The sequence below is a fragment of the Nonomuraea solani genome, from assembly GCF_900108335.1.
GTDB lineage: Bacteria > Actinomycetota > Actinomycetes > Streptosporangiales > Streptosporangiaceae > Nonomuraea > Nonomuraea solani.
The window spans coordinates 607598-628282 of the sequence record NZ_FNVT01000001.1 but is presented as its reverse complement, the minus strand read 5'-3'; the positions used below and the strand labels follow the sequence as shown (position 1 = coordinate 628282).

Below are 20685 nucleotides of genomic sequence, written 5' to 3'. Positions count from 1 at the left end.
CGGTGTCATGGCTACCGGTAGTCAGGATCATGCGCGCCGAAGGCGCTCTGCCCGAGCGCAGCGAGGATCTTGGGTGGGCATCCGCCAGCCCACTCGGTAACCGGGCAAGGGAGGGCGCCGTAGGCGCGTGGGGTGCGCCGAAGGCGCCTGAGTGAGAGCGTCTGAGCCGCTCTTGCGCGAAGCGCCCCAAGAGAAGACCTTTTTGGCGGGCCGGAGGCACGCCCCAGGCGGGCAGCCCGAGCGGAGCGAGGACCGCTCAGGGTGGGATCCCGCCAGGCAACCTGGTAATCGGGCAACGGGTGGGTGGCTGAGGGCAACCTACTTGGCCAGGTGTCTGCTGATGACCAGGCGCTGGATTTGGTTGGTGCCCTCGAAGATCTGCATGATCTTGGCCTCGCGCATGTAGCGCTCGACCCGGAACTCCCGCGTGTAGCCGTAGCCCCCGAACACCTGCACCGCGTCCGTGGTCACCTTCATGGCGGCGTCCGTGGCGACCAGTTTGGCCACGCTCGCCTGCCTGCTGTACTCCAGCCCCGCGTCCCGGCGGCGGGCCGCGTCCAGGTACGTGGCTCGTGCGCTGTCCACGGCCGCCGCCATGTCCGCCAGGAGGAAGCCGAGTCCCTGGTGGTCGATGATGCGCTTTCCGAACGTCTGGCGTTCCTTGGCGTACGTCACCGCCTCGTCGAGCGCGGCTTGGGCGAGGCCCGTGGCGCAGGCGGCGATGCCCAGGCGGCCGGAGTCCAGGGCGCTGAAGGCTATCTGGAGGCCCTGGCCCTCCTCCCCCACCAGGCGGTCGGTTTCCAGGATGGCTCCGTCCCAGTGGGCGCTGGTTGTCGGGATGGCGTGGAGGCCCATCTTTTCCTCGGGGCGGCCGAACGTCAGGCCGTCGGTCGTGCCCGGTGCCAGGAAGCAGGACACGCCTCGTGAGCCCTCGCCGGTGCGGACGAACAGGGCGTAGAAGTCGGCTATGCCCCCGTGGGTGATCCACGCCTTGTTGCCGGTGATACGGTAGCCGTTTTCGACGCGTTCCGCCCTGCAGGTCAGGGCGCCGGCGTCGGATCCGGCCTGGGGCTCTGACAGGCTGTAGCCGCCGATCATGTGGCCGGCCAGCATGTCGGGGAGCCACCGCTCCCGCTGCTGTGGCGTGCCGAAGGCGGCAATAGGGTGGCAGGCGAGCGTGTGCACGCTGGTCGCCACCGCGACGGCGGCCCAGCGCATCGCCAGCTCCTCGATCACCTGCAGGTACACCTCGTACGGTTGCCCGCCGCCCCCGAACTCCTCCGGGTACGGCAGTCCGAGCAGCCCTGCCGACCCCAGCGTGGTGAACAGCCCCTCCGGGTACGTCTCCGCGCGCTCGTGCTCGTCCACCCGGCGCGCCAGTTCCTTGTCGGCGATCTCCCTGGTCAGCTCGATGAGGTCCCGGGCGTCCTGGTCGGGTAGCAGGCGGTCGACGGTCGCGGTCACGGTTACTCACTCCTGGCGGGATCGAAACGGTGAGGTCGGACGGGTGGGTGGGATCGAACGGGTGGGATCGAACGGGTGGGATCGAACGGGTGCGGGTGAACAAGTGCGGGCGATCGGCTGTGGGTGAAGGGCGGGGTCAGGCGGTAGGAGCGGGCTCGTCCAGGGCATCGAGGGCGGCCGTGGCTTGTTCGCGGAACTGAGCGACCCGGGCGAGCTTGATGTCCTCGTACCCCCGGATGAGCTCCGTCAGGCCCGCGATCTCCTCGACCGCCCCGGCGGTGGCGGGGGTGAGGCGGGTCAGGGCGGTACGCACCAGGTCGCGGTACTCGGTGACGAGCGAGCGCTCCACCCGGCGCACCTCCGCGCGGCCGAACACGTCGAACGCCGTCCCGCGCAGCACCCGGGCCGCCCGCAGGCCACGGAACAGGACGCCGGCCGAGCGGCGCAGTTTGATCTTGCGCTTCATGCCCATCGCGCGCAGCGCCGGCGGGTGCAGCAGGACCGACACGACGGCGTCGGGGCCGAACTCGCGTTCGCGGCGGGCCCGCTCGTCGGGGTCGAGGTGCAGGCGGGCGACCTCGTACTCATCCTTGTAGGCCATGAGCTTGTGCAGCCCGCGGGCGTAGGCGAGGCCGATCGCGGCGGCGGACTCAGCGCCCGCCCGCTCGGTCGCGAGGGCCACGACCTGGCGTACGTCCTCGGCGTACGTACGGGCGTAAGCCGCGTTCTGGTAGCCGGTCAAATCGGCGACGCGAGCGGCGATGACCTCGTCGAACCCCTGAGGCACCGAGCCGGGCAGGACGGCCCCGCGCACGGCCTCGGGGTCGGACACGGCGGCGCGGCCCCAGCGGAAGGCGGCCAGGTTCTGCTCGACGGCGGCCCTGTTGAGCGTGATGGCGCGCTCGATGGCGCCGGCGCTGACCGGCAGGCAGCCGTGCTGGTAGGCGGCCCCGAGCAGCAGCAGGTTGGCCGGCATGTGGTCACCGAACAGCGCCTCCGACAGCGCGTGCGCGTCCACCAGGAACTGCTCCTTGGTGGCCGACTCGACCCGCGCCACCGCCTCGGCGTGGCCGGGCACGGGGACGCGGCCGGTGACCATGGCGGCGGTGGGCACGATGGAGGTGTTCAGCACGGCGACGGTACGCTCCGGCGCGGCCACGGCGAGGGTGACTTCGGCCGCCGCGCCCAGCACGTCGAACCCGATGAGCACGTCGGCGCTCCCGCCCGAGGCCCGGATCGAGCCCTCCGGCGACCGCTTGGAGATCCGTACGTCGCTCACCACCGGCCCGCCCTTCTGGGCCAGCCCGGTCTGCTCCAGCCCGGCCGCGTGCAGCCCGTCGAGGTGCGCCGCCATCTGCAGGATCTGCGACACGGTGACCACGCCGGTGCCGCCGATGCCGGGCATTCTGATCAGCACCTCGTCACCGGCGCCATGAAGAGGTTCCTGGAGCTCCACGGGCAGCGGCGGCGGCTCGCGCCTGACAACAGTGCCCGGCTCCACCAGCAGGAACGAAGGGCAGTCGCCCTTGAGGCAGCTCAGGTCCGTGTTGCAGGAGGCCTGGTGGATGCGGGTCTTGCGGCCGTACTCGGTCTCGACGGGCTGCACGGACAGGCACGTGGAGACGTCGCCGCAGTCGCCGCAGCCCTCGCAGACCCGCTCGTTGATCACGACCTTCTGGGTGGCCGCGGGCACTTTGCCGCGCTTGCGCAGCCGCCGTTCCTCGGCGGCGCAGCGGTCGTCGTGGATGAGCACGGTGACGCCGTCCAGCGCGGCCAGTTCGCGCTCGACCTCGGGCAGGTCGTCGCGGTGCCGTACGGAGGCGACCGGCGCCAGCCGCACCCCCCGGTACGTCTCCGGCTCCGGCGTCGTGACCACGATCCGGCGCACGCCCTCGATCTCCAGCTCGCGCGTCAGCGCGGGCACGTCGAGCCGGCCTTCCGCGCGCTGGCCGCCGGTCATGGCGACGGCGTCGTTGTAGAGCAGTTTGTACGTCATCGTCACCCCGGCGGCGACGGCGGCCCTGATCGCGAGGGAGCCGGAGTGGTGGAAGGTCCCGTCGCCCAGGTTCTGTACGAAATGCCGGTCCTCGGTGAACGGCGACAGCCCGATCCACTGGGCCCCCTCACCGCCCATCTGCGTGATGCCCACCTGGGTGCCGCGCCCGTGCCCGTCCAGCGCGATCATCGCGTGGCAGCCGATGCCCACGCCGACCAGCGTGTCGTCCGAGGTGCGGGTCGAGGTGTTGTGCGGGCAGCCCGAGCAGAAGTAGGGCGTCCGCGCCGCCACCACCGGCAGCAGCCCGCGTCGCCGGGGCGCGCGGCGGGGCCGTTCGACGCCCAGGCAGCGGGCGATGGCCGTGGCCACGTCCTCGGCGCTCAGGGTGCCCTTGGCCGTGAGCAGGTCCCTGCCCGCGATTGCCGGGGTGCGCTCGCCGCCGTACAGGGCCTGCTTGAGGTGCCCTTCCAGGAACGGCACTTTGTCCTCGACCACGAGCACCCGGTCGAGGTCGGAGGTCATGGCGACCAGCTCGTCGTACGCGAGCGGGAACGGCATCCCGATCCTGATCAGCCGCACCCCCGCCTCGTCGAGGTCGATCCCCAGGTCGGACAGGGCCCGCTGGACCACCGCGTAGGTGGCGCCGGAGGCGAGGACGCCCAGCGTGGTGTTGCCGGCGCCGGCGGTGATCCGGTTCAGGCCGTGCTCGCGGGCGTACGCGCGGGCCAGGTCGAGGCGGCGGGTCAGCAGGTCGTGCTCCGCCGCCACGGCGGCCGCCCCGAGCAGGATGGGGGCGGGTCCCCGTGAGTCGCGGCCGGGCACGGGGATGGTCTCGCGCAGTGAGCCGAGGTCCACGGTGGCGGAGGCGTCGGCGATGTCCGCGACGATCTTCATGCCCACCCAGAGCCCGGCGGCCCTGGACATGGCCACCGCGTGCAGCCCGTACTCGATGATCTCGGCGACCGAGCCGGGGGCGAGCAGCGGCATGGACAGGCTCTGGCACATCGGCTCGCACGAGCTGGGCAGCGTGGAGGACTTGCAGCCGGGGTCGTCGCCGATCCAGGCCACCGCGCCGCCGAGCGCGGCCGTGCCGGCCGTGTTGGCGTGCCTGATGGCGTCGGCGGCCCGGTCGAGGCCGGGGTTCTTGCCGTACCAGAAGCCGGTCACGCCGTCGTGGCGGCGGCCCGGCACCTGCTCCAGGAGCTGGGTTCCGGCCACGGCGGTGGCCGCGAGCTCCTCGTTCAGGCCGGGCCTGAACACCACCCCCGCCGGGTCCAGAAACCGGGCCGCCCGGCCCATCTCCAGGTCCACCCCGCCCAGCGGCGAACCTTGGTAGCCGGTGACGAACACCCGCGTGTCCAGCCCGCGCTCCTCGTCCAGGCGGCGCTGTTCCAGCGTCAGGCGGACCAGGGCCTGGATGCCGGAGATGAGCACGCGGCCGTCAGGGGCGGCGTACCTGTCGTCGAGCGATACGGGGGCGGGAGTCTCGCTCGCGCTCATGCGAACCTCCTGGCGTTCTACGTGTGTGTCCCAGCACAGCAACGAGGGCACGATGTGCGCAAGTATTAGATGATAAAGTAGGTCGAAGACGCAAACAATATGACTTCATGGAGTAATCGGCTGATGTTATTTGCGCCCGAAGGAGGCGTTCCCCGTGGCTGACCTGGACGAGATCGACCACCAGGTGCTGCGGCTGCTGCGGGAGGACGGGCGCAGGACGTTCTCCGAGATGGCCGAGGTGATCGGGCTGTCGGTGGCGGCGGTCAAGCGGCGGGTGGACCGGCTGCGGGACCTCGGGGTGATCACCGGCTTCACCGTGCAGATCGACTACGGCAAGCTCGGGTGGGGCATTGAGGCGTTCACCGAGCTGCGCTACCCCGGCACGACGCCGGTCAGCGAGATCGTCAGGACCGCCACGGACGTGCCCGAGGTGCAGGCGGTGTTCACGATCGCCGGCGACCCCGACGCGCTGATCCACGTGCGCGTACGCGACCTGGGGCACCTGCAACAGGTCATCGACCGGCTGCGCAGGGCCGGGGACGTGACGGGGACGAAGACGCTGCTGGTGCTCGGGTCGTGGACGCGAGACGCGCTGGCACCGCGTACGAGGTGAGGTCAGCGGGCCCGTCCGGCCTTCTCACGGCGGGGCTCATGGCGCGAGAAATAGCCGATCAGCAGGCCGACCGACAGCAGCACGGCCACGACGAGCCCGAGCGCCCAGACCGACACGCCGGTCAGCGGCAGGGTTCCCTGCTCCTCGTCGTGGGCGGGCGGCGGGACGTCGGCGGGCGCGGGGAGGGGCTCGTTCTCGCGGACCTGTTGTTGCTTCGGTTCCGCCATCGGCGGCTCTTCCACCACCACGGCCTCGGCGGCGGCGTCCCGGGGCGTGGCCGACGGTTCCGGCGTGGAGGCGGGGGCGGGGGCGCGGACCGGCCTGACGGTGGTGCCCGTACAGGAGCGGTTGTTGGCGTCGTTCTCCTCGCGGCTGCCGGTGCGGACGACGGCGCACGTCTCGAACAGGCCGGGGGTCCCAGGGGTCTTCGTGTACGTGAACGTCCTGGTCTCGTCCGGGGCCAGCGCGCCGAGGGAGCGTTCGCCGTGGGCCGGGCTCTGGACGGTGACCTGCTGCGCCCGTGAGGGGCCGTGGTTGGTGACCGTCAGCGTGTGCGGGACACTGTCGCCGGCCTTGGCCCGGCGCGGGCCGTCGGCGGCGATCTCCAGGTCGGTCATGACCTGGGCGCGGCTGATCAGCTGCGTGGCCGGGCCGCCGGTGACGTGGGCGCGGTTGGTGATGATCGTGCCGTCCTGGAGCGCCGGGTCGGTGACGACGGGGATCTCGTACGTCACGCTCCGGTCCGCCGGGATCGTCAGCGCGTCGCACGTGATGGTCCGGTTCGTACGCGAGCAGCCGACCGGCACCCGGCCCGGCGTCAGGTTCTGGTCGAGGGTGATGGTGACGGTGACCCCGGCGGTGTCCTGGTGCTCGGCGTTCGTCACGGTCACCGCGTAGACCGAGTCCCTGCCGATGATCAGCGGGCTGGGCCTGATGGACGTACCGATCCGCAGCACCGGCGTCGGCGTGATCGTCTGCTCGGGCCCGCTGACGGGCGGCGGTGGCGTCGGCCTCGACGCGTCGGCCGATGAGGAGACGGCGGAGGCGATCCAGCCGCTCAGCGCGGCGAGCGCGATGACCGCCGCGATCCCGGGCCTGCCCATGTCGTACCCCCGCCGTTCGCGTCCCGTGCCTGCTCGACCGGGGCGATCCTCTCCCCGGCCGCCCGGGGCGCGCGGGCGATCCCACCGGATCCATGCGCCGTCATGGCGCGATCTTTGCCCGGGGCGAACGACCTCCCGCGTCCGGTACGGGCGGCGTACCGTCGAAGTCGTGACAGGTGCCGCGCGCTACGACGAGATCGCCGACTTCTACGAGGCCGGCTGGACCGACGCCATCGAGGACCCGGCCTCCCTGCGCCTGCTCGACCTGCTGGGCCCGGTCGAGGGCCGGCGGGTGCTGGAGATCGCCTGCGGCCACGGCCGGATCAGCCGCGCGCTGGCCCGCCGTGGCGCCGAGGTGCTGGGCGCCGACATCTCCGCCGTCCTGATCGGCAAGGCGCGCGCCGCCGAACGCGACGAACCCCTGGGCATCCGCTACGAGCACGCCGACGTCACCCGGCCAGGGCCGCTGGATCCGGGCCCCTTCGACGCCGTGGTCTGCAGCTTCGGCCTGTCGGACATCGACGATCTCGACGGGGCCGTGGCCACCGCCGCCGGGGCGTTGCGTCCCGGGGGCGTCTTCGCCTGCTCGATCCTGCACCCGTGCTTCCCCGGCGGGCGGGGCGTCTCGGGGTCGTGGGGCGAGCGCTATCACGCCGAGGGCTGGTGGCGGGCCGACGGGGAGCTGTCGGCGCTGCGCCGCCAGGTCGGCGCCAACCACCGCACTCTCTCGACCTACCTCAACACCTTCCGCCGGCACGGCCTGTGGCTGGACGAGCTGGCCGAGCCGGAACCGGCCGCCGGCTGGGCGGAGCGGCGACCCGACGCCGCCAGGTTCCCGGTGTTCCTGGTCATGCGGTGTGTGAAGTGATCAGCTCGTATTCGACCTGGTCGAGCGGGGTGCCGTCGCCGTAGTCGTGGCCGCGTACGACCGTGAAGCCGTGCGGCGTGGCAGGTGACACCGTGCAACTCATTCGATCGCGGTACGCCACCGGTGCTGCTCGGTTTCCAGGTCGGCCGGGTAGAAGCTCTCCACCCGCAGCTCCTGGGCGGTCACGTCCTGGGGGTGCCGACAGTGGTGATCATCGAGAAGTAGCTGACGGTCACGCCGCCCTTCGTGAAGATGACCGGGATGATCGGCAGGATCGCGGCGGTGAGGTCGGGGTCGCGCCACGCGGCCGGGATGCCGGGTCCGGCCAGCACCTCCGCCAGCAGGTCCTGGGTGATGGCATCGGGGACGCCGCCCACGGCCTCGCGGTGGACGCGCTGGATGAGGGCTGGGGCGACCTGCGCCCAGTTGGCGACGTGGGGGCGCAGTTCGAGGGGGTCGAACATGAGCCGGATCACGTTGGCGGTGCCGGTGGCGGGGCGGTCGCCGCGCAGGTGGGCGAACATCACGTCGGCCGTCCGGTTGGTCTGGGTGATGTTCCAGTGGCGGTCCATCACCACCGCCGGGTACGGCTCGTGGTGGGCCAGCGCCCGCTCCAGCGCCGCCCGTACCCGGGCCATGGCCGGTTCGGCGATGCCGGTGTGGCGGTAGGCGGGGGCGTACCCGGCGGCGAGCAGCAGGTCGTTGCGCTCGCGGAGGGGCACCTGGAGGGCGCCCGCCAGCGTGATGACCATTTCGCGGCTCGGGGTCGAGCGGCCGCTCTCGACGAAGCTGAGGTGGCGCGGCGAGACCTGCGCGTGGTGGGCCAGGGTGAGCTGGCTCATGCGCCGGGTCCGGCGCCAGTAGCGCAGCAGGTGGCCGAGCGGGGAGTTCGATGTCCTCACCCTCGCCAGTCAACGGTCTCCGGCGTCCGGGCGCACTTCCCTCGGAGGGAATTGGATCCGTGCGGCCGCGAACCGACAGTGGAGCCACCGTTCAATCCTTCTGGAGGTCTTCGATGACCATCTTCACCGTTCACTCCGTCGGCACCGCGCCGGAGCCGTCCCGGGAGCCGCTGGACGAGCTGCGGCGGCGGGTGGGGTTCGTACCCAACCTGGCCGGGGCCATCGCCGCCGCGCCGGCCGCGATCGACGCCTTCAACCAACTGCAGCGGGCGCTGCGGGACACCACCCTCACCGGGGCCGAGCGGGAGGTGGTGGGGGTCGCGGTCAGCGTCGCCAACCGGTGCCCGTACTCGGTGGCCGCCCACTCGGCCTTCGCCGCACGGGCGGGCGTGCCACCGGAGGTGATCGACGCCCTGCGGGCCGGCAAGGACGACGTGCCGGAGGAGAAGGCCGCCGCCCTGGCCACCTTCTCCCGGGCCCTGGTCCGATCCGGCGGCCTCGTGGACCGGGCCGAGCTCGCCGCCCTGCTCGGCAGCGGGTACTCCCCCGCGCAGGTCCTTGAGGTGATCACGCAGGCGGCGTACACCGTCATGGCGAACTGGGTCGCCAACGTCACCGGCACCACGCTCGACGCGGCACTGGCGGACAGGGCCTGGAGCCCGTGACGGGCGACAGGGCACCGTAGGGGATGGTCGCGGCGGGCGATCAGGCGTCTGTCGGTTTTCACCGTCAGACGCCGCGCTTGCTCACTCTCAACGAGGATGCCTGGTGTGGCTGCCGTCTTCGGTGGAGTGCCGGAGCGTGTCGGTGAGCGCGTCGGTGCTGGTCGCGCCGACGATCAGTGCGCCGTTCTCGAAGAGGAATCGTGGCACGGTGGTGACGCCCTCCCGCCGTGCCACGGCCACCTGCTCGCGCACCTCGGCGGCGCCCTCGTCGGAGGCGAGGAAGTCCCGTACCCGGGTGGCGGCCAGGCCGGATCGCTCGGCCAGGTCGGTGAGGCGCGTGTGGTCGGCGATGTTCACGCCGTCGCGGAAGTACGCGTCGAAGAGGGCGGTCGCCAGCGTGGCCTGCACCGCGGCGCCGTGCTCGTCCAGGGCGAGCCACAGCAGCCGGTGGGCCGTGAAGGTGTTGACCGCCACCGCGCGGTCGAACCGGTACTCGATTCCCTCAGCGGCGCCGAGCCGGGTCATGCCCGTGAGCATCGCCTCGGCCTGTTCCGGACCGAACATCTCGGCCACCGTGTCCATCAGCGGCCGGGGCTGCTCGGGGGCGTCGGGAATGAGCTGGTACGGGCGATGGATGAGTTGAACGTCCGGTTCCGCACCGGTCTCGGCGACCGCGCGGTGGAACTGGTGCGTGCCGAGGCGGCACCACGGGCAGGCGATGTCGGCGTGTACCTCTACTTTCATGCCTACGAGCTTCCCCGCGCCGGGCATGTGGGGGCCAGGCTGCGGTTTTCCTAGCCCTGGCAGGGCCAGGAACGCCGTGGAACAATCGCGGTCGATGAGCGAGACAGAGCTGGGCGCGTTTCTGCGCGCGCACCGGGAGGCGGTCCCACCGGCCGCGGTCGGGCTCCCGAACGGGAACCGGCGCCGTACACCCGGGCTGCGCCGCGCCGAGCTGGCCACGCTCGCCGGCGTCAGCGTCGATTACCTCACCCGGCTGGAGCAGGGGCGCGACCGCAGCCCATCCGTGCAGGTGCTCGCCGCGCTCGCGGAGACGCTGGGCCTGTCCCGTGACGAGCGGATCCACCTGCACCGGCTGGCGAAGACCACCACCGGTGGCGGCGGCTCGTGCGGCGGGGCCGCCGTAGCGCGGGCGCGGACGGTGCGGCCGACCGTGCGGGCGCTGCTGGACCGGCTGGAGCCCGCGCCCGCGCTGGTCGTCAACCGGCCCGGCGACCTGCTCGCGTGGACGGCCGGGTTCGCGCGGCTCGCCGGCCCGGCCGGGCTGCTGGAGGGCGAACCGCCCAACCTGGCCCGGTACGCGTTCACCGACCCCCGCGCGCACGACGCCCACCCGGACTGGGACGCGGTCGCCGGCGAGCGGGCCGCCGCGCTGCGGGCCGCGGCCGCGCTCGGCGACCCGCATTCCGCGCTGCTCGCCGAGGAGCTGACGATCACCGCCGGGGCCCGCTTCCGCGACCGGTTCGAGGGCTCGGCCGCGCTGCCCGCGCGCACCGGTGTCGAGCGGTGGGCGCACCCGGAGGTGGGCGAGCTGCGGCTGGCGTACGAGAGCCTGGAGCTGCCCGACCCCGACGAGCAGCGGCTGGTCGTCTACCTCGCCTCCGACGAGGCCACCGCCGCCGCCCTCGACCTCCTCACCGGCACGCTGACCGGTTGAGCGACCGTCATTGTTCGAGGAGGACGTGCGGGCCCCGTGGCCGTGCGGGGTCGTAGAACTCCGACAACGTGTTCCCGACCGGTTCCGCTCCTCGTGGCGGGCAGCGGCCACGGCGCGTGTCAGCGGCGGCGTCAGGGCGGCGACGGCCCGGTATCAGAGCGGTCGGCGATGGTGAACGCCATGACCGGTTCAGGAACCTGAGCCGCGCAGGACGGGCCCGCAACCGGCAGGCCCCGCCCGCGACAGACGAAGGACCCGTTTCCATGAACACGCGCGACCCCCGCCGCTGGCTGATCCTGGTGGTGCTGTGCCTGAGCACGCTGGTGCTGGTCATCGACAACATGGTGCTCACCGTGGCGATCCCGCCGATGGCCGCCGATCTGGGCGCCGACGTCCAGGACATCCAGTGGATCCTCGACTCCTACATTCTCGTCTTCGCCGCATTGCTGCTCACCGCGGGAAGCCTGTCCGACCGGTACGGCCGGCGCCGAGCCATGATCGTCGGGCTGGCGCTGTTCGGCGGCGCCTCGCTGGTGGCCACGTTCGCCACCGAACCCGTCCAGCTGATCGCCGCCCGCGCGGTGATGGGCCTGGGCGGCGCGCTCATCATGCCGAGCACGCTGTCGATCCTGATCACCGTCTTCGACGACACCGAACGGCGCAAGGCGATGGCCGCCTGGAGCGCGGTGGCGACGCTCGGCCTCGTCGGCGGTCCGGTGCTGGGCGGCGCTCTGATCGCCTGGTTCTGGTGGGGCGCCGTCTTCTTGATCAACGTACCGATCGCGGTGCTGGCCATCATCGCGGCGGTGGTGCTGATGCCCGAGTCCAAGGGGCCGCGAACGAAGCCCGACCCGCTCGGCGCGATCCTGTCCGCGGCCGGGATGACCGCCCTGGTCTGGACCCTCATCGAGCTGCCGCACGGGTTGTCCTGGCCGTCTCTGGCCGTGGCCGTCGCCTGCCTGGCCGTCTTCGTGATCTGGGAGCTGCGTACGCCGCACCCGATGGTCCCGCTCACGCTGTTCCGCAACCGCGCCTTCTCCGGCGCCAGCTTCTCCCTCACCCTGGTCCAGATCGGCAACGGCGGCCTGCTGCTGGTGCTCACCCAGTTCCTGCAGTACGTGCTTGGCTACAGCCCCACCCAGGCCGGGCTCGCCTTCGTCCCGATGGCCCTCGCCTCCCTGACGTTCAACACGCTCGGCGCCACGCTCGGCAAGAGGATCGGCAACCGGTTCATGGTGGGTGGCGGGCTCGGCGTGATGGCCGCCGGGTTCGGCCTGCTGGCCGGTCTGTCGGCGGAGGCCGGTGGCGTGATGACGGCGGTGGCGCTGTTCGTGCTGGGCGCCGGCGGCGGCCTGGCCATGCCGGCGGCGATCTCCGCCCTCATGGGTACGATCCCACCGGCGCACGCCGGGGTCGGCTCCGCGCTCAACAGCACCATCCAGCAGATGGGCGCCGCCCTCGGCATCGCCGCCCTGGGCAGCGTCGTCTCCAGCGGCTTCACCGCGGGCATGCCCGCCGGCGCCACCGAGCAGGCCAGGCGGTCGATCGGCGACGCGCTGGCCCTGGGCGAGCCGGCCATCGCCGACGCCGCCCGCCAGGCCTTCACCTCGGCCATGTCCAGTGCTTTCACGATCAGCGCCGGTGGCGTCGTGGCGGCGGCCGTACTCGCCCTGATCGTCATGCGTGACCGGAGCGACGACACCCCCGTGGACGCGGCGAAGCCTCTCGCCGCCGCCGAGGTCTGACCTATAGCCGTACCGGCTCTCCCTCCGACGGCGTGTACGCCGGGAGGTTGAGGCGGGTACGGATGGTCTGCTGGACGGTGGTCTTGTCGGCCCTGGCGTCGATGGTCATCACGTACTCCTTGCGCCGGAACAGCTCGATCACCGGGTCGATCTTGCTGTGATAGTCGGCCAGGCGTCGTGCCAAGGCGTCGGGGGCGTCGTCCTCGCGGGTGATCAGGTCGCCGCCGCACACGTCGCACCTGCCCTCCACCGCCGGACGGTGGGCGATGAGGTTGTAGTCCATGCCGCAGCGCGAGCACAGCCGGCGGGCCAGGACGCGGCGGCGTACCTCGTCGTCCGGCAGGTCGAGGTGGATCACTCCGTCGATGTCGTAGCTCTCCAGGAAGAACTCCGCCTGGCCGCGGCTGCGGGGAAAGCCGTCGATGATGAAGCCGTAGTTCCAGTCGTGGAGCTGGAGCCGGTCGCCGACCACCTCCGCCACCAGGTCGTCGCCCACCAGTTCGCCCGCCGCGACCAGACGGCGGACCTGGGCGCCGAGCTTGGTGTGGTTCTTGACGTGCCAGCGGAAGATGTCGCCGACGCTGATGTGCACGAGGTCGAGATCACCCGCGAGGAGCGCGCTCTGCGTGCCCTTGCCGCTGCCCTGCACACCCATGATCACGTATTTCCGCATGTTCCACTTCCTGGGGGTTATTGCATGTCCTCCCAAAATAGTCACGCGGTGTGGCAGGTCACCGGCCGTGTCCCTGATCCCGAAATCACGCGGACTCTCGACTTACGTAGATCTGCCGATGTTTTACCCCGGCGCTGTGCCTAGTGTCGGCCCTACCAAGCGGCTTTCGAGAAGGTGGGTCCATGCGTGCGCTGACCGCGGTCCTGTCCTCCCTGCTCCTGGTCACGGCCTTCACCGCTCCGGCGGAGGCGCGGTCCAGGCCGGCGGACGCGCCCCCAGACGTGGTCTTCAAGCGGGCCGACTTCACCACGGGCACCTACGAGGGCACGACGGCCGGCGACGGGCTCGCGTTCGGCTCCCCGGCCGGCACGATCTCCTACACCGACGCGCTCGGCACCAAGACCTGGGAATACGCCCGCTGGACCGGCCCCGAGCAGGACATCGGCTTCCCGGCCACCGAGCTGATAGCCTCCTGGACCGCCGACGTGCCGCCGGGGAGCTGGCTGCAGGTCGAGGCGCGCGCCCGGAACGCGGAGGGCCTGACGAAGTGGTATTCGCTGGGCCGCTGGTCCCACGCGGAAGGCGACATCCTGCGCACCTCGGTGCCGGGGCAGGGCGACGCGGACGCCACGGTGGCCGTGGACACGCTGGTCGCGGCGGCGGGCAAGCCCGTGAGCGCCTACCAGCTCCGGCTGACCCTTTACCGCGTGCCGGGTTCGGCGGTGACGCCGCGGGTGCGTACGTCCGGGGTGATGGGCTCCAACGTGCCCGAGCGCAAGACCGTGCCGGTCAGCCCGGGTGGCGGCGCGTGGGGGACGGAGCTCGCCGTGCCGCGCCGCTCCCAGAACGTCCACCAGGGCCACTATCCCGAGTGGGACGGCGGGGGCGAGGCCTGGTGCAGCCCGACCTCGACCACCATGGTGCTGGGCTTCTGGGACAAGTGGCCGAGCGGGCAGGACACCTCCTGGGTCGATCCCGGGGATCCGAACCCTGAGGTCGACTACGCCGCTCGTTACACCTACGACCATGCCTACGAGGGGGCGGGCAACTGGCCGTTCAACACGGCTTACGCGGGGCGGTACGGGATGGACGGGTTCATCACCCGGCTGCGGTCGCTGACCGAGCTGGAGGCGTTGATCAAGGCGGGTGTGCCGGTCATCACGTCGCAGTCGTTCAAGAAGGGTGAGCTGCCGGGTGCCGGATATGGCACCAATGGGCACCTCATGGCGGTCGTGGGGTTCACCGCGGAGGGTGACGTGGTCGCCAACGATCCGGCTTCCTCCAGTAACTCGGCTGTGCGGCGTGTCTATCCGCGGGCGGCCTTTGAGAACGTTTGGCTGCGTAGTTCGAGCAGTGGTGGGGTCGCGTACGTCATCCACCCGCCGGCCCACGCGCTCCCGCCCACCACGCCTGGCCTGCCGGCCAACTGGTAACCCCCGGAGCCGCCGCACTTCGGCACAGGTCCCTTCGGATGGGGAGGGGGAGACGCCTGGGCGCCTTATAGGTGGCGATCGGATGACATCCACCATAGAGACCGGCTTGCCACCGCATCCGGCCGCGCGAACCTGACAGGACCCTCGACGGCCGCCTCAGACGTGCGTACATTAACAACCGGGAAAGGCGGGCTCTCCCGTCGTTCCCCTCTGCGATACGCGCCGATCGGGGGGTCGTCCGGACCAGCTGAGGCTGTCGCCGCGCACGGCGCCCTCGACCAGCTGTGGCCGATCAACCTCCCACGCCGTGGAGCGCCGGATGACCGAGGACGAATCTGCGACGCTCGAGAAGACCCGGCTCGTGCGGCCTCTCAGGTGGAACGGTCCACCTCTGCTGCTGGCCGCCGAGGGCGTACGCGTGCTGGTGGCGGGCACGGGCGCGCACCGGCCCTCCTCCCGCCTGCCGCAGGTCCCCGCCGTGCCTGCCACCGTCAACGATCTCGGCCAGTGCCTGGTCGAGCGGGCGGGCGTGGCCCCGGCGAACCTGACCGTGCTGCTGGACCCGGCGACCCCGGCCAACCTGGGCGAGGCGCTGGATCGGGCGGCGTGTGAGGCCACGAGCGTGCTGATGTTCCACTATGTCGGGCATGGGGTGTTCGGGCCCGACCAGGACCTGCATCTCGCCACGCGGGCCACCGTTGACCTGGGGCAGGGGGTGCCCGGTTACCAGGCGCTGCCGTACGGGCTGGTGCGCCAGATCTTGGGCTCGTCCCGGGCCGAGCTCGTCGTCGTGGTCCTCGACTGCTGTTTCACCGGCGGCGCCCGACCGGTGCCGGCCAAGGCGATGGACAAGACCCTGGAAGCCTGGCGCGGCGCGTACGTGCTGACCTCCGCCAGCAAGGACGAGAACTCCTGGGCGCTGCCCGGCGTCCGCCACACGGCGCTCAGCGGCGCGCTGCTCAGGTTGCTGAACGAGGGCGACCCGGCGGGCCCGCCCGCGTTCACGCTCGACCACGTCCACCACCACCTGGCCCGCACACTGCCCGGCGCCGGTTTCCCCCGCCCCCGCCGCCAGGCCGGCGAGCTGGGCGACCTGCCGCCGCTCGCGGTCAACCCGGCCCACGCGGGGCCGCGCGCCCGGCCGGGCCCGCCGGCGGCCGCCCCCGGCGACCTCGACTGCCCCTACCGCGGCCTGGCCGCCTACGGTCCCGAGCACGCCGAGCTGTTCTTCGGCCGCGAGAACGTGACCAGGGCGCTGGCCACCCGGGTCCGGCAGGCGTTCAGGACGATCGGGCCGCCGGTGGTCATCGGCTCGCAGGCGTACGAGGCCGGTGCCCCGCTCATCCTCACCGGCCCGTCCGGCTGTGGGAAGACGTCGCTGCTGCGCGCCGGCCTGATCCCCGCCGTGCGGGAGGAGCGCGGACGGTGCGTCGTGCTGACGCCGGGCGAGCGGCCGGTCGCCCGGCTGGCAGCCGAGCTGGCGGCGCTGACGGGCAACGACCCCGAGCGGCTGCGGGCGGTCATCGAGTCGGACCCGGCGGCGGCGCGGCGCGGGGTGCCCGCGAGGTCGCTGGTGGTCGTGGACCAGTTCGAGGAGGTGTTCACCGCCTGCGCCGAGGAGGCGGAGCGGCGGCGGTTCGCCGAGGCGCTCGCGGAGTTGTCCCGGTCGGCGGCCGTGGTGGTCGCCGTGGGCGGCGACTTCTTCGGCCGGTGCGCGGCCTACCCCGGGCTGGTGGAGGCGATGCGGCGGCCCGAGATCGTCGCGCCGATGAGCGGGGCCGCGCTGCGCAAGGCGATCGAGGAGCCGGCCGCGCTGGCGGGGCTCACGCTGGAGGCCGGGCTCGCCGACCTGGTCCTGGAGGAGACGCGGGCACTGGACGGGGTTGACAGCCCGCTGCCCCGGCTCTCGCACGCCCTCTTCGTGACCTGGCAGCGGCGTACGGGCGGCGTGCTCACCATGGCCGGCTACCGGTCGGCGGGCGGGGTGGCGCGCGCCCTGGCGATGAGCGGCGAGGAGACCCTGCGGCGGCTGGGCGCGGAGTCCGAGCCGGTGGCGCGCGAGCTGCTGACCCGGCTGGTCCGCGTGGACGAGCGGGCCGGCGGCGTGCGGCGGCGGGTTCCCGTCGCCGAGCTGAGCACGGGCACGGCGTCCGTGGAGGGCCAGGTGCTGACCGAGTTCGTCCGGGCCCGCCTGGTGACCGTCGACGGAGACGAGGCCGAGCTGGCCCACGAGGCGCTCATCCACGCCTGGCCCCGGCTCGGGAACTGGGCCGAGACCGGCCGCGCCGCCCTGCTCGTACGGCACCGCCTGGCCGAGGACGCCGAGCTGTGGCATCGGGACGGCCAGAACGCGTCCCTTCTGTACACCGACGACCGTCTCCCCACCGCCCAGAACGCCGCACAAGACGAGGACGGCATCGAGCGCGAGTTCCTCAAGGCGTCGTGGCGGCGACGGCGGCGGCGGTCGGTGCTCACGCGGGCCTCGATCGCCGCCCTGGCGCTGCTCCTGCTGGCGACCACGGCGGGCGGCGTCACGGCCCTGCTCCAGAGCAGGCAGTCCGGACGTCTGGCCGCCGACGCCACCACCCAGCGCGACCAGGCGCTCTCCCGCCAGCTCGCCACCACCGCCGGCACCGCCCGGGACACCTCGCTCGGCTCCCAGCTCGCCCTCAGCGCCTACCGCCTGTCGCCCACCCCGGAGGCCCGCGGCGCGCTGCTCGGCTCGCTCTCCCGTCCGGTCGGCGCGCGGATGATCGGGCACGTGGCCCCCATCGAACGGGTCGCCTTCCGCCCTGACGGCCGCGTCGCCGTCACCGCCTCGGGCGACTTCACCGCACGATTGTGGAACGTCGCCGACCCGCTGCGCCCCAAGAGCGCGGGCGTCGTCAAGGGGCACACGGGCAGCGTGACGACGGCGGCGTTCAGCGCGAACGGCAAGGTGCTCGCGACCGGCTCCGCCGACGGCACCGCGCGGTTGTGGAACGTCGCCGACGCCACCCGCCCACGCCCGCTGGCCACGCTCAAGGGTCTCAAGGGCCATGTGAACGCGGTGGCGTTCAACCCGAAGGGCGACGTCCTGGCCACCGCGTCGCGCGACAAGTCGATGCGGCTGTGGAACGTCGCCGACACCGCCAAGCCCAAGCAGCTCTCCTCCCTGACGCAGACCGCGGAGCCCACCAGGGCGGCGTTCAGCCCGGACGGCCGCATGGTCGCGCTCACCTCCGCGGGCGGCACCATCACGATCCTCGACGTGCTCACCCCGGCCACGCCCCGCAGCCTGGCCGTGCTGACCTCGGCGGACGGCGGCGTCAGGAGCGTCTCGTTCGCCCCCGACGGCCGCTACCTGGCCACGGCCTCCGCCACCGGCACCGTGCAGGTGTGGGACATCACCGCGGCCAAGCTCGCCGGCACCGGCCGCGGGCACACCGCCGCCGTGGAGGACGTCGCGTTCAGCCCCGACGGCGACGTGCTGGCCAGCGCCTCCGCCGACGCCACCGTCGGCCTGTGGAGCATGGAGAACCCGCGCGAGCCCGAGCTGACCGCCACCCTGGCCGGCTTCCCCGACGGCGTGACGGGGGTGGCGTTCAGCCCGAACGGCCAGAACCTCGTGACCGCGTCGGCCGACGGCATCGCCCGGCTGTGGAACGTCGCCAACGCCGCCCGCACCTCCCCCTTCGCCCGGCTCGCCGCGCACACCGGCCTGGTCAACGGGGTCGCGATCGCCAAGGGCGGCCGCGTGCTCGCCACCGCGTCGGCCGACAAGACCGTCAAGCTCTGGGACGTCTCCGACCCGGCGGTGGCCACGCCGCAGTCGACCCTGACGGGACACACCGACTCGGTCACGTCGGCCGCGTTCAGCCCGGACGGCCGCCGCCTGGTCACGGGCTCCCTCGACCGTACGGCCAAGCTGTGGGACGTCGCCAAGCCCGCCACACCGAAGCTCCTCGGCACGCTCACGGGGCACACGGACGGCGTGCGCTCGGCCGCGTACGCTCCCGGCGGCAAGATGGTGGTGACGACGGGACGGGACGGCACGGCCCGGCTGTGGAACGTCGCCAAGCCCGCCGCTCCCGTACAGGTGTCCACGCCCGGCGCCGTGGACGGGCGGCTGACCGTGGCCGTGTTCCGCCCGGACGGCCGCGTCCTGGCGACCGCCTCCGGCACCTCGTCGGTACGCCTCTGGGATGTGACCAAGCCCGCCAGGCCGCGCGCGCTCGCCGGCTTCTCCGCGCACCTCGGCGGCGTGCTCGACCTGCGGTTCAGCCCCGACGGCAGGACACTGGCCGCGGGGGCGTCTGACGGCACGGCCCGGCTGTGGGACGTCGCCCGCCCCGAGCGCCCGAAGCGGGTGTCCGAGCTGCCCGGCCACGCCGCGGGCGTGTCCGGCCTCGCCTTCAGCGCCGACGGCCGCACCCTGGTCACCGCGTCGCAGGACACGACCGTGCGCGTGTGGAGCGTCGTCAACACCGCCGAACCGGCGCTCTGGGCGGTGCTGACCGGCCGTGCCCCGCTGAACGACGTGGAGCTCAACGCCGACGGCTCCGCCCTGGCCGCCGCCGACGGCACCGCCGCGCAGTGGTGGGGGCTGAACGTGGAGCAGGCGAGCGCGAACGTCTGCGAGACGTCGGGAACGTCGATCACCCGGGCCGAATGGACGCGGTACGTCCCGGGGCGGCCGTACACCCCGCCGTGCACCCCGTAGAAACCGGTCCCTTTACGAAAACTTTCGTGGCAGCCGTTCCGGCTACCCGGCTGACCTCGTGAGTTGGTAAAGAAGCACCTCCGTGCCCCTCGCTGGGCGCCCTTGTCCCTCGGAGCGCGCCGCCGTACCGTCCTGGTACCGATTTCTAGCGAGGAGTGATCATGCTCAGGCGCACCGTGCTGAAAGCGGCCCTTGCCGCCGGAGCCTCCGCCCTGGTCGGCGGCGGCACCAGGGCGGCCTTCGCCCACCCGGGCCTGCTGCACACCCAGGCCGACTTCAAACGCATGGCCGATCGGGTCGCGGCGGGGGCGCAACCGTACAAGGCGGGCTGGGACAAACTGACCGGCAACTCCTTCGCCCAGAGCGGCTGGACGCCGCGCCCGGTGGCGACCGTGGTGCGGGGCGGAACCGGCCAGAACTACCCTCAGCTCTACCGCGACATCGCCGCCGCCTACCAGAACGCGCTGCGCTGGAAGATCAGCGGCAGCACCGCCCACGGCGACACCGCCCGCGACATCCTCAACGCCTGGTCGGGCACGCTCACCACGATCGCGGGCAACGCCGACCGGTTCCTGGCCGCGGGCATCTACGGCTACCAGCTCGCCAACGTCGGCGAGATCATGCGCGGCTACGCGGGCTTCGACCTCGCCCGGTTCAAGAACATGCTGCTCCGGATCTTCTACCCGATGAACAACGACTTCCTGACCAGGCACAACGGCGCCTGCATCACGAACTACTGGGCCAACTGGGACCTGTGCTCCATGGCCTCCGTGCTGGCCATCGGGATCTTCTGCGACGACCAGGCCAAGTTCGGCCAGGCGGTCACCTACTTCAAGAGCGGTGCGGGCAACGGCGCGATCACCAAGGCGGTGCCGTTCTCGCACGCGGGCGGGCTCGCGCAGTGGCAGGAAAGCGGCCGCGACCAGGGCCACGCGCTGCTCGGCATCGGCCTCATGGGCTCCTTCTGCGAGATGGCCTGGAACCAGGGCCAGGACCTGTACGGCTACGACGGCAACCGCTTCATGCGCGCCGCCGAGTACGTCGCCCGCTACAACCTCGGCCAGAGCGTGCCGTTCACCACCTACAACTGGGGCACCGGCACCAACTGCGCACCGCGCTCCCACACCGCGATCTCCGCCGCCGGGCGCGGCGGCGACCGGCCGATCTGGGAGGTCCTGCACCACCACTACGCCGTCCGGCGCGGGCTGTCGGTGCCGGGCATCACCGCGTACGCCGCCAAGGGACGCCCCGAGGGCGGCGGCGGCCACTACGGCCCGAACAGCGGCGGCTTCGACCACCTCGGCTTCGGCACCCTCACCTGCACCCGCTAGCGAAATGGCGAC

Annotated in this window: 14 protein-coding genes; 8 read left to right on the top strand and 6 right to left on the bottom strand. The window is 72.4% G+C overall.

The window, feature by feature from the left end; genetic code table 11:
- Positions 1 to 318 precede the first annotated feature (318 nt).
- Both C4V41_RS02805 and C4V41_RS02800 read right to left on the bottom strand, forming a co-directional pair.
- The gene (locus C4V41_RS02805) at positions 319 to 1464 is read right to left on the bottom strand and encodes an acyl-CoA dehydrogenase family protein (RefSeq protein ID WP_103954109.1); all 1146 of its coding nucleotides are present in this window, start codon (positions 1462 to 1464) and stop codon (positions 319 to 321) included.
- 136 nt (positions 1465 to 1600) lie between these two features.
- The gene (locus C4V41_RS02800) at positions 1601 to 4960 is read right to left on the bottom strand and encodes an indolepyruvate ferredoxin oxidoreductase family protein (RefSeq protein WP_103954108.1); all 3360 of its coding nucleotides are present in this window, start codon (positions 4958 to 4960) and stop codon (positions 1601 to 1603) included.
- A gap of 154 nt (positions 4961 to 5114) precedes the next feature.
- On the opposite strand from C4V41_RS02800, the gene C4V41_RS02795 reads away from it, so the two are divergent.
- Complete coding sequence (locus tag C4V41_RS02795) at positions 5115 to 5573, top strand: Lrp/AsnC family transcriptional regulator (protein ID WP_103954705.1); 459 nt, start codon at positions 5115 to 5117, stop codon at positions 5571 to 5573.
- A 2-nt stretch (positions 5574 to 5575) separates the two neighbouring features.
- Here C4V41_RS02795 and C4V41_RS02790 read toward each other — a convergent pair whose 3' ends face one another.
- The gene (locus C4V41_RS02790) at positions 5576 to 6676 is read right to left on the bottom strand and encodes a CARDB domain-containing protein (protein WP_146103501.1); all 1101 of its coding nucleotides are present in this window, start codon (positions 6674 to 6676) and stop codon (positions 5576 to 5578) included.
- A 169-nt stretch (positions 6677 to 6845) separates the two neighbouring features.
- Between C4V41_RS02790 and C4V41_RS02785 the strand changes: the two genes are divergently transcribed.
- Complete coding sequence (locus C4V41_RS02785; RefSeq protein WP_160150149.1) at positions 6846 to 7544, top strand: class I SAM-dependent methyltransferase; 699 nt, start codon at positions 6846 to 6848, stop codon at positions 7542 to 7544.
- Positions 7545 to 7726: 182 nt separating this feature from the next.
- On the opposite strand, the gene C4V41_RS02780 is transcribed toward C4V41_RS02785, so the two are convergent.
- Positions 7727 to 8446: a helix-turn-helix domain-containing protein gene (locus C4V41_RS02780; protein ID WP_200823705.1), complete on the bottom strand. Its 720-nt coding sequence runs from the start codon at positions 8444 to 8446 to the stop codon at positions 7727 to 7729.
- Between the two features lie 113 nt (positions 8447 to 8559).
- Between C4V41_RS02780 and C4V41_RS02775 the strand changes: the two genes are divergently transcribed.
- Positions 8560 to 9111 (top strand): carboxymuconolactone decarboxylase family protein, encoded by a 552-nt coding sequence (locus tag C4V41_RS02775; RefSeq protein WP_160150148.1) that lies wholly within the window; start codon positions 8560 to 8562, stop codon positions 9109 to 9111.
- An 87-nt stretch (positions 9112 to 9198) separates the two neighbouring features.
- Here C4V41_RS02775 and C4V41_RS02770 read toward each other — a convergent pair whose 3' ends face one another.
- Positions 9199 to 9855 carry a DsbA family oxidoreductase gene (locus tag C4V41_RS02770; RefSeq protein ID WP_160150147.1) on the bottom strand — a complete coding sequence of 219 codons (657 nt, stop codon included), beginning with the start codon at positions 9853 to 9855 and terminating at the stop codon, positions 9199 to 9201.
- Positions 9856 to 9949: 94 nt separating this feature from the next.
- Here C4V41_RS02770 and C4V41_RS02765 point away from each other — a divergent pair, with 94 nt between their 5' ends.
- Positions 9950 to 10789: a helix-turn-helix transcriptional regulator gene (locus tag C4V41_RS02765; RefSeq protein WP_103954103.1), complete on the top strand. Its 840-nt coding sequence runs from the start codon at positions 9950 to 9952 to the stop codon at positions 10787 to 10789.
- 263 nt (positions 10790 to 11052) lie between these two features.
- Positions 11053 to 12534: an MFS transporter gene (locus C4V41_RS02760; protein ID WP_103954102.1), complete on the top strand. Its 1482-nt coding sequence runs from the start codon at positions 11053 to 11055 to the stop codon at positions 12532 to 12534.
- Between the two features lies 1 nt (position 12535).
- Here the strand turns inward: C4V41_RS02760 and C4V41_RS02755 are convergent, their stop codons facing one another.
- Positions 12536 to 13207: an adenylate kinase family protein gene (locus C4V41_RS02755; protein ID WP_103954101.1), complete on the bottom strand. Its 672-nt coding sequence runs from the start codon at positions 13205 to 13207 to the stop codon at positions 12536 to 12538.
- A gap of 182 nt (positions 13208 to 13389) precedes the next feature.
- Between C4V41_RS02755 and C4V41_RS02750 the strand changes: the two genes are divergently transcribed.
- The 3 genes from C4V41_RS02750 to C4V41_RS02740 all read left to right on the top strand — a co-directional run bounded on the left by C4V41_RS02750 (position 13390) and on the right by C4V41_RS02740 (position 20673).
- Positions 13390 to 14640 (top strand): peptidase C39 family protein, encoded by a 1251-nt coding sequence (locus C4V41_RS02750; protein WP_103954100.1) that lies wholly within the window; start codon positions 13390 to 13392, stop codon positions 14638 to 14640.
- Positions 14641 to 14959: 319 nt separating this feature from the next.
- Positions 14960 to 19342: a caspase, EACC1-associated type gene (locus C4V41_RS02745; RefSeq protein WP_103954099.1), complete on the top strand. Its 4383-nt coding sequence runs from the start codon at positions 14960 to 14962 to the stop codon at positions 19340 to 19342.
- Positions 19343 to 19503: 161 nt separating this feature from the next.
- Entirely contained in the window at positions 19504 to 20673 is a 1170-nt protein-coding gene (locus C4V41_RS02740; protein ID WP_103954098.1) for an alginate lyase family protein, read from the top strand.
- The last annotated feature ends 12 nt before the right edge of the window (positions 20674 to 20685 follow it).